We start from the raw sequence: 9366 nt of genomic DNA, 5'->3' as shown, positions 1-9366 counted from the left end.
TCGTAAGGTCTGACCTTTTTTTTGTGCCTAAACCCTTCCTGTTAAGGAAGGGTTTTTGTCTTGGAGGGGGGGGGAGGGCAGCGCAACTTACAGGGGGGGCGAAGACGAAATGTTCGCCGCCCGACACGGAGTTCGATGCCGGATATTTTCGGGAGGGGGGGGGAAGACCGTTTTTCTTAAAGCGGCGTTTTTTTGGGGGGCGTTATTTCTCCCGTTCTGCGAGGTATTCGTCGAGCGTGATCGGAGACGGGCGTTTGTGGCCGGTGCGAAGCTGAAGCTCACGGCCAAGACTTTCCTGGCCGCGGAGCGTCGCATTCCAGGACTCGGGAACGGGGTGTTGCAGGGCATTCTCTTTCGGGCGTGTATCCACCCCAAACGCAGGTTCGCCGCGCTGGATGAAGGAGATGCCAAACGGCTTTTCGGGATATCGTTAAGCTTCGTCCGAAAAATACCGCCACGTGCGCCACCGGCTGTGGAGGCCGCAATGCGGGCAGTAGAGTTTGTAAAGTCCTTTGCTGTACTTGCGCACGTGCAGGTTGCGCGTGTGGCATTGCGGGCAGCGCGAGATGTTGAGCCGCTGCTCGTAATACTGGAAAATCACGAGGTTGAACAGGCTCAATAGGATGCAGGCGCATCCGACAGCCCCTGTGTCGCCGAGAAAGAGCGGGACGAGGCAGCCGATCAGGACGGAGATCATCACGACGAGACCGATGCCCTGTATCGCTTCGTTGGGGAGCTGGCGTATGCGCCACATCGGACGCGTAACGAGGATGCCCGCTACGGCAGGCAGGAAACTGATCGGGAGGAGCAGGAGATAGGCTTTCATGGTGGGTATGTACGCCTGTCCCGCAGCGCATGGAATTAAGTTCGGATTCGGAAGGTGAAATAAAAAACGTGGGACAAAACTCTGATTTGCTTTCTGAGGCTCTGGAATAACCTGGCAACCAAATACAGAATGAAGCCCACGTTGGAAACGTGAGCGTCAAACTTCATTCCTTGGTTGCTCTTTAAATTTTCCAGATTTTCAGAAAGCAAGGTTAAAGCTAACGCTTTTTATATGTGCGCGCCGCCGCTTTTCGTGCGGAACCGGCGTTTTTTAGTCGTGTTACTGCAACTTTGTGTGTTATTTCATTGGCGGTTCAGGTGTTAGTGACATACAAATATACAAAAAACATCCGGAATTTCGGATGTTTTTCGGCTTGTGTGTTTAAAAATTGGGCTGTTGCATTCCCTTTCCGAACCCGGTTTCACGGACTTTTCCGCGAATTCCGGCAGGCCGGAAAGAGTTCGGTTACCTGTTCTGCCGCTGAGCGGCCATGTAGGCGTCGGCTTTCTCCTTCATGCGGGCCGCGCGCTTTTCGCTGTCGGGGTGCGAAGAGAACATCTTCTGCACGGTGGAGGCTTTGGCGCCTTTCGACAGTTCGACCAACTTATCGAGCGAGTTGGCCATGCCGTAGGGGTCGAACCCGTGTTTCACGCAGAATTCGAAGCCGTGTTCGTCGGCTTCGTACTCCTGCTTTTGCGAGAACTGTGCATCGGTGAAGGTCGCTACGACTTTGCCCAGCTGCGATTCGCTCAACCTGGCCAGAGCGCTGCCTTCGGCGGCTCCGGCGGCATTGCGGGCTGCGGATGCGAGATAGGCGTTTTTCATGGCGTGTTTCGTGTCGGCATGCACGACGTGCCCGATTTCGTGGCCGATGATGGCCATCAGTTCGTCGTCGTCCATCAGATCCATCAGAGCGGCGAAGACGCGGATCGAACCGTCGCCGCAGGCAAAGGCGTTGACGTCGGTCACCAGGTAGACCTTGAAATTCAGCGGAAGCCCGTCGGCGTCGGTGATACCTTCGGTGAGCCGCTTGAGGCGCGCACCATAGGTCGTCGAATCGGCGGCCACGGGATTGTTGGCGTCCATCCATTCGACCGATTCGCGGCTCAGCCGGGCGATCTCCTCGTCGTTGAGCGTGACGGCCTTGGCCACGTCCTTTCCGGCGTTGAGCAGCTTCCCGGCGTCTATTTTCTTACCGCCGATTTTGAATTGAGCGAAAACCCCCGCGGGGCAGGTTGCGGCCAGGAGTGCCGCCGCAAACAAAAGGAAAAGTTTCTTCATATCGTATCCTGTTTTCAACGTGGGCAAAGATATGGAAAAAATAGCTTTTTCCGTTCGGAAAAGACGCCTGTATATCGCGACAGGCTTTCATACGAAGGGGTGCACGAAAGTCATGCAGCCCGTTGCCGAGGTGCGTCCGGCTTGTATGTAGGCAGTCCGTCCGTCGGGATCAAGGGGCGGTTGGCCGGAAGATGCAAAAAACGGCGTTCATGCGAACGCCGTTTCTTGTTGCTGTTTCCGAGGTGCGGAAACGCTATTTCATATATCCCTTGATGTAGTGATGGTGCGATCCCCAGCGCTCGAAAGCGGCCCGGTCCAACTCCTCCTGCGCCGAAGGATGCGCGATGGAGATCAGCAGGCGTGCACGCTCCTGCAAGGTCTTGCCGTAGAGGTCCACGGCTCCGAACTCGGTCACGAACCAGTGGATGTGGTTGCGGGTCGTCACCACGCCGGCGCCGTCCAACAGCGTCGGGCAGATTTTCGACACGCCCTTGTTGGTGATCGAAGGCATGGCGATGATCGCCTTGCCGCCCTTCGAGAGCGATGCGCCGTAGACGAAGTCGATTTGTCCGCCGACGCCCGACCAGAATTTCGTGCCCAGCGAGTCGGCGCACACCTGGCCCGTCAGGTCGACTTGCAGGGCCGAGTTGATGGCCACGAAGCGGTCGTTCTGCGAGATGATGTAGGGGTCGTTCGTGTATCCGACATCCATCATCAGCACGCCCGGGTTGTCGTCGATGAAGTCGTAAACGGCTTTCGAACCCATCAGGAAGGTCGAGACCATCTTGCCGGGGTCGGTTTTTTTGGCTTCGCCGTTGATCACGCCCTTCTCCACCAGAGGCAGCACGCCGTCGGCGAACATTTCGGTGTGGATGCCGAGGTTCTTATGGCCGCCCAGCTGGCTGAGAACCGCATTCGGAATGGCCCCGATGCCCATCTGGAGCGTTGCGCCGTCCTCGATCAGCGCGGCGCAGTGCTTGCCGATGGCCGTCTCGACCTCGTTCGGCTCGGAGAATTTCGCTTCGATCAGCGGGGTGTCGTCCTGCACGAAGAAGTCGATCTTCGAGGAGTGGATCATGGCCTGACCGAAGGCGCGCGGAACGTATTTGTTCACCACGGCGATCACATAATCGGCGCACTCCACGGCCGCCAGCGTGGCGTCGACGGAGGTTCCGAGCGATACGAAGCCGTGTTTGTCGGGCGGGCAGACCTGGATCATCGCCACGTTGCACGGAACGGCTCCGCAGCGGTACAGACGCTGTGTCTCGCTCAAGAAAATCGGAATGTAATCGGCATAGCCGCTCTGGGTTACCTTGCGGACGTTCGCACCCACGAAGAAGGAGTCGAGCTGGAATACGCCTTCGAATTTCGGATCGGCGTAGGGAGCGGGACCCTCCGTGTGCAGGTGATGGACGTGCACGTCCTTCAGTTCTCCGGCCTCGCCGCGTTTGCACATGGCGTTGATCAGGCACTGGGGAGCCGATGCCACCGAGCTGAGGTGGACATGGTCGCCCGATTTGATGACCTTGACGGCCTCTTCCGCAGTCGTAAAATGGATTGGGTTAGTCATTACTGCCAAAAAATTGTAAGTAGTTGTTAGTTTTATGGGTTACTTGCGTTTCACTTCCACCTGTTCGTATCCCTCGACGATGTCGCCGACGCGGATGTCGTTGAACGACTCGATGTTCAGACCGCAGTCCTGTCCGACCACGACCTCCTTGACGTCGTCCTTGAAACGTTTGAGCGAGCCGAGTTTGCCGGTGTAGATCACGATGCCGTCGCGGATGACGCGGATCGGGGTCGAGCGTTGCAGCTTGCCTTCGCGGACCATACATCCGGCGACGGTTCCGACCTTGGTGATCTTGAAGATTTCGAGCACTTCGACCGAAGCGACGATCTCCTCCTTCATCACCGGTTCGAGCATGCCCTCGATGGCGTCCTTGATGTCGTTGATGGCGTCGTAGATGATCGAGTAGAGGCGGATTTCGATCTCCTCCTTCTCGGCCAGTCTGCGGGCCGAAGCCGACGGACGCACCTGGAAGCCGACGATGATGGCGTTCGAGGCGGCGGCCAGCAGCACGTCGGACTCCGAAATCTGTCCCACGGCGGCGTGGATGACGTTGACCTGCACGGTCTCCTTCGAGAGCTTGATCAGCGATCCGGACATGGCCTCGACCGATCCGTCCACGTCGCCCTTGACGATGATGTTCAGCTCCTTGAACGAGCCGATGGCGATGCGGCGGCCGATCTCGTCGAGCGTCACGTGCTTCTGGGTCATAATGCCCTGCATGCGGGCCAGCTGTTCGCGTTTGTTGGCGATTTCGCGTGCCGAGCGGTCGTCGTCCATGACGTTGAACGTGTCGCCGGCCTGCGGCGCGCCGTTCAGTCCGAGCACCTGTACGGGCGTCGAGGGACCTGCCGCTTCGACCTTCTTGCCGTTCTCGTTGAACATGGCCTTCACGCGGCCGGTGTAGGTTCCCGAGAGGATCACGTCGCCGACGCGGAGCGTGCCGCTCTGCACCAGGATCGTCGACACGTAGCCGCGGCCCTTGTCGAGCGTCGACTCGATGACCGTTCCCTGCGCCTTTTTGTTGGGGTTGGCTTTCAGGTCGAGCATCTCGGCCTCCAGCAGCACCTTTTCGAGCAGCTTGTCGAGGTTCAGGCCCTTCTTGGCCGAAACCTCCTGGTCCTGGTATTTGCCGCCCCACGACTCCACGAGGTAGTTCATCTGCGAGAGCTGCTCCTTGATGTGGTCGGGGTTGGCGTTGGGTTTGTCGATCTTGTTGATGGCGAAAACCATCGGCACGCCTGCGGCCTGCGCGTGGTTGATCGCCTCGACGGTCTGCGGCATGACGCTGTCGTCGGCCGCGACGATGATGATGGCCACGTCCGTCACGGCGGCTCCGCGGGCGCGCATGGCCGTGAAGGCCTCGTGGCCCGGGGTGTCGAGGAAGGTGATCTTCTGCCCGTTCAGCACCACGCTGTAAGCGCCGATGTGCTGGGTGATGCCGCCGGCCTCGCCCTCGATGACGTTGGTTTTGCGGATGTTGTCCAGCAGCGAGGTCTTACCGTGGTCGACGTGTCCCATGACCGTCACGATCGGCGGACGCGGAACGAGGTCTTCCTCGCGGTCCTCGCTGTCGTCGGCGATGGCCTCCTGAATCTCCACCGAGACGAATTCGGTCTTGTAGCCGAACTCTTCGGCGACCACCACGAGCGCCTCGGCGTCGAGACGCTGGTTGATCGACACCATCAGACCCAGGTTCATGCAGGCCATGATGACCTCCGTCGGCGCGACGTTCATCATCGTGGCCAGCTCGCTGACGGTCACGAACTCCGTGACCTTGAGCGTCGAACGCTCCATTTCCTCGCGTTCGAACTCCTCGTTCATGCGCTCGGCGACGGCCTCGCGCTTGTCCTTGCGGTATTTCGAGCTTTTGCTCTTGGACCCCTTGGCCGTCAGACGCGCCAGGGTGTCCTTTACCTGCTTCGAAACCTCTTCGTCGCTCACTTCCGGGCGCACGATCGGTTTGGGGGCGTTCTTGCCCTTGTTGCGGCGCCCTTCGCCCGGACGGGGCTGGTTCTGACCTCCGCCGCGGTTCTGGCCCTGTCCTCCCGAACGGTTGCCGTTGTTGTTCTGACCGCCCTGGCCCTGACGGTTGCCGCCGCCCTGTGCATTGCCCTTCGGGGCTTTGCTGACGTCGACTTTCTCCTTCTGGAGGCGTTTGCGCTTATGCTTGCCGCCTGCGACGAAGCCCGACACGTCCATCGTGCCGAGCACCTGCGGACCGGTGAGGGTCACCGTCTCGGGGCGGAAGATGTTGTCCTTCGGGGCCTCGGGCTTCGGCTCCGCCGCGGGGGCGGGGGCCGGAGCCGCTTGTGCCGCGGGCGCTGCCGGGGCCGGAGCGGGTTTGGGTGCGGGAGTCTCTGCGGCTTTGGGCTGCGGAGCCGGGGCGGGCGTTTCCCTCTTCGGGGCCTCCTGCACGGGGGCTGCGGCCTTCGCGGGGGCCGGCGTTGCGGCCGCTGCGGGTTTCGGCGTCTCGGCCGGCTTCGGCTGGGGAGCCGGAGCGGGTGCGGGAGCCGGTTTCACGGCCTCCGGAGCTTTCGGGGCCTCCTCCGCTTTCGCGGCGGGAGCCGCCGGCTGGGGGGCGGGTTTCACGGCCTCGGCCTCGGGTGCGGGCTTGGGCTGGGGAGCCGGAGCCGCCTTGGGCTTGGGCGAGAGGTCGATCTTGCCGAGGAACTTCGGCTGCTGAATCTCGTCCTTGACGCTGATGACGTTGCTTTTGATGACAACCTCCTTCTCTTCCTCGCGCTCCTGCTTCCTGGCTTCTTCGAGGGTTACGGTCGTCTGCTTCAGGGAGATGCGTTCGCGGATCGAATCACGTGCGCTGGCGGCGCTGCGGTTCGCCCCGAACTCCTTCTCCAGAACGGCGTAAGTCTCGGCATCGACCAGCGTGTTGGGCGATCCGTCGCTCTTGATGCCCTTCTTCTGCAGGAAGTCGGTGACGGTGTTCAGCCCCACCTTGAACTCCTTTGCAACCTGAATGAGCCTTAATTTTCTTTCATTACCCATATCTTGTCTCTTTTCCTTTCTTGTCTTGCTTTGATTATTCGAATTCGGCCTTCAGGATCTCCACGACCTTCTGCGCCTGCTCCAGTTCGAGGTCGGCGCGTGCGGCGATCTCCTCGACGGGGAGTTCCAGCACGCTCTTGGCGGTGTCGCATCCGGCGGCTTTCAGGGCGTCGATCACCCATCCGTCGATTTCGTCGGCGAACTCCGTGAGGGCCACGTCCTCCTCCTCGACCTCGCGGTAAACGTCGATGTCATAGCCGGTGAGCATTTTCGAGAGGCGGATGTTGAGACCTCCCTTGCCGATGGCCAGCGACACCTGGTCGGGCTTGAGGTAGACCGAAGCGGTCATCTTCTCCTCGTCGATGGTGATCGACGACACCTTTGCGGGATTGAGCGAACGTTGGATCATCAGCGTCGGGTTTGCCGTGTAGTTCACCACGTCGATGTTCTCGTTGCGCAGCTCCTTGACGATCGAGTAGATGCGCGAACCCTTCATGCCGACGCAGGCGCCCACCGGGTCGATGCGCTCGTCGTAGGACTCCACGGCGACCTTGGCGCGCTCGCCGGGGATGCGGACGATCTTCTTGATGGTGATCAGGCCGTCGAAAATCTCGGGAACCTCCTGCTCGAACAGCCGTTCGAGGAACTGGTTGGCCGTACGCGAGAGGATGATGCGCGGCTGGTTGTTGTTCATCTCGACCGACTTGACGATGGCCTTGATCGTGTCGCCCTTGCGGTAGAAGTCGTTGGGGATCTGCTCGGCCTTCGGGAGGATCAGCTCGTTCTCCTCGTCGTCGAGGATCAGCACCTCCTTTTTCCACACCTGGTAGACCTCGCCCGTGACGATGTCGCCGACCTTCTCCGAGTATTTTTCGTAGAGGCTGGCCTTCTCCAGATCGAGGATGCGCGAGGCGAGGTTCTGGCGCAGCGACAGCACGGCGCGGCGGCCGAACGAGGAGAGTTTGATCTCGTCGGCGTATTCGTCTCCAATCTCGTAGGTGGGGTCGATGGCCTTGACCTCCGAGACGGAAATCTGTGCGTTGGGGTCTTCGACGGCGTCGTCCTCGACGACCGTGCGGTTGCGCCAGATTTCGAGGTCGCCTTTCTCGGGGTTGATGATGACGTCGAAATTCTCGTCCGTTTCATACTGTTTTTGCAGCGCGTGGCGGAAGACGTCCTCCAGCACGCCGATCATCGTCGACTTGTCGATGTTCTTCAGCTCTTTGAATTCGGCAAAGTTGCTGATGAGATTGAGATTGTCCATTGTGTGCTTTATCTGATTTTTAATTGTTACTTGAAATCCAGCCACTCCTTCGTGTACTTGATCTGATCGAAGGGGTAGCTGCGCGTGACTTTCACCAACTGTTTCTTCTTTTTGCCCTCGACGGCCTGCTTCTCCTCGTAGGAGAGGGTGATGCCTTCGTCGGTGACCTCCTCCAGCTTGGCCAGTATCTTCACGCCGCTGGTGAGCAGCACCTCGGCCGATTTGCCGGCGAGTTTGCGGTACTGGCGCAGGCTTTTCAGCTCCGAGCCGATGCCGGCCGACATGACCGTCAGCGAAAAATCCTCCTCGTCGCGGTCGAACTGCGCTTCGACGGCGCGGCTCAACTCCGCGCAGGCGTCGATGCCGACCGACGTGTCGCTGTCGATCGTCAGTTCGATTTCGTTGCCCGGGGTCGAGGTGCACTCCACCACGAACATATCGGAGCCTTCCAAATGACGTTCCGCCGCTTCGATTATCTTTTTCGTCTCTATCATAGTCGTTGAATTTCGGTCCGGTGTAAGTATGAAATAAGGGGACTGCCCGTCCCCTTACCCTTCACGCTGTCTTTCGACACCGCAAATATAGTGAAAAATTCCGATATACCAATATTTATACGCAAAATTTACTCCTCTTTGCAACGCGATTCGTAGGGTTTGATGATGCCGCGTTTCGAGGTGCGGATGAATTCGAGGAGCGTATCGCGCTCGGGACTTTGCGGAACCTGCTTTTCGACCTCGTCGCAACCGTTCAGGTAGTTCAGGCCGCTCTGGAAGAGGATGCGGCAGGCGTCGTGGATCTCGGCGATGCGTTCGTGCGAAAAGCCGCGGCGCGCAAGCCCGATCTTGTTGATGCCCGCGAAACGGAGCGTGTCGTTGCGCACGATGACGTAGGGCGGGAGGTCCTGCCCCAGCAGCGCGCCGCCCTGCACCATGGCGTGCGCCCCGATGTGGGTCCACTGGTGGACGGCGGCGTGGCCGCCGATGACCACCCAGTCGCCGACGTGCACTTCGCCGGCGAGCGACACGCGGTTGGCGATCACGCAGTTGCTGCCGATGATGCAGTCGTGCCCGATGTGGACGTAGGCCATCAGCAGGTTTTTCGAGCCGATGCGCGTGGTTCCGGTCGAGGCGGTTCCGCGGCTGATGGTCACGTACTCGCGGATGTCGTTGTCGTCGCCGATTTCGCAGGTGGTGATTTCGCCGGCGAATTTCAGGTCCTGCGGAAGGCATGCGACCGAAGCGGCGGTGTGGATGCGGCATCGCCTGCCGATGCGCGCCCCGTCGTGGATCACGGCTCCGGGACCGATCCAGCAGTCGTCGCCGATCACCGTGTCGCCCGCGATATAGGCAAATGGTTCCACCGTGACGTTGGCTCCGAGTTTGGCGTCGGGGTGGATATAGGCCAGGTTGCTGATCATTTCCT

At 59.9% G+C, this 9366-nt stretch carries 8 protein-coding genes; all 8 read right to left on the bottom strand.

Going from position 1 to position 9366, the window contains the following annotated elements:
• Nucleotides 1-202: 202 nt before the first annotated feature.
• The 8 genes from BHV64_RS13260 to lpxA all read right to left on the bottom strand — a co-directional run bounded on the left by BHV64_RS13260 (nt 203) and on the right by lpxA (nt 9361).
• Entirely contained in the window at nt 203-370 is a 168-nt protein-coding gene (locus BHV64_RS13260) for a hypothetical protein (protein ID WP_217727288.1), read from the bottom strand.
• A 60-nt stretch (nt 371-430) separates the two neighbouring features.
• A complete protein-coding gene (locus tag BHV64_RS06735; protein WP_217727289.1) occupies nt 431-826 on the bottom strand; it encodes a hypothetical protein in 396 nt (131 codons plus the stop codon).
• A 465-nt stretch (nt 827-1291) separates the two neighbouring features.
• Nucleotides 1292-2107, bottom strand: a complete 816-nt coding sequence (locus BHV64_RS06730) for a M48 family metallopeptidase (RefSeq protein WP_217727706.1) — start codon at nt 2105-2107, stop codon at nt 1292-1294.
• A 253-nt stretch (nt 2108-2360) separates the two neighbouring features.
• The gene (locus tag BHV64_RS06725; RefSeq protein WP_022061147.1) at nt 2361-3677 is read right to left on the bottom strand and encodes an acetyl-CoA hydrolase/transferase family protein; all 1317 of its coding nucleotides are present in this window, start codon (nt 3675-3677) and stop codon (nt 2361-2363) included.
• A gap of 39 nt (nt 3678-3716) precedes the next feature.
• Entirely contained in the window at nt 3717-6680 is a 2964-nt protein-coding gene (gene infB, locus BHV64_RS06720; protein WP_217727705.1) for a translation initiation factor IF-2, read from the bottom strand.
• Nucleotides 6681-6714: 34 nt separating this feature from the next.
• Nucleotides 6715-7944 (bottom strand): transcription termination factor NusA, encoded by a 1230-nt coding sequence (gene nusA / locus BHV64_RS06715; RefSeq protein ID WP_015545753.1) that lies wholly within the window; start codon nt 7942-7944, stop codon nt 6715-6717.
• Nucleotides 7945-7970: 26 nt separating this feature from the next.
• Nucleotides 7971-8438, bottom strand: coding sequence for a ribosome assembly cofactor RimP (rimP, locus tag BHV64_RS06710; RefSeq protein WP_015545754.1), 468 nt, complete (start codon nt 8436-8438; stop codon nt 7971-7973).
• A 128-nt stretch (nt 8439-8566) separates the two neighbouring features.
• The gene (gene lpxA, locus BHV64_RS06705) at nt 8567-9361 is read right to left on the bottom strand and encodes an acyl-ACP--UDP-N-acetylglucosamine O-acyltransferase (protein WP_015545755.1); all 795 of its coding nucleotides are present in this window, start codon (nt 9359-9361) and stop codon (nt 8567-8569) included.
• Nucleotides 9362-9366: the final 5 nt, after the last annotated feature.

It is taken from the genome of Alistipes sp. 56_sp_Nov_56_25 (genome assembly GCF_001915285.1).
Taxonomy (GTDB): Bacteria; Bacteroidota; Bacteroidia; order Bacteroidales; family Rikenellaceae; genus Alistipes; species Alistipes shahii.
Note: the sequence above shows the minus strand (reverse complement) of the source record. Positions and strands in the feature narration are given on the sequence as shown.

Coding starts and splice junctions, on each gene's coding strand:
- BHV64_RS06735 (WP_217727289.1), bottom strand. CDS start 826: ATGAAAGCCTATCTCCTGCTCCTCCCGATCAGTTTCCTGCCTGCCGTA.
- BHV64_RS06730 (WP_217727706.1), bottom strand. CDS start 2,107: ATGAAGAAACTTTTCCTTTTGTTTGCGGCGGCACTCCTGGCCGCAACC.
- BHV64_RS06725 (WP_022061147.1), bottom strand. CDS start 3,677: ATGACTAACCCAATCCATTTTACGACTGCGGAAGAGGCCGTCAAGGTC.
- infB (WP_217727705.1), bottom strand. CDS start 6,680: ATGGGTAATGAAAGAAAATTAAGGCTCATTCAGGTTGCAAAGGAGTTC.
- nusA (WP_015545753.1), bottom strand. CDS start 7,944: ATGGACAATCTCAATCTCATCAGCAACTTTGCCGAATTCAAAGAGCTG.
- rimP (WP_015545754.1), bottom strand. CDS start 8,438: ATGATAGAGACGAAAAAGATAATCGAAGCGGCGGAACGTCATTTGGAA.
- lpxA (WP_015545755.1), bottom strand. CDS start 9,361: ATGATCAGCAACCTGGCCTATATCCACCCCGACGCCAAACTCGGAGCC.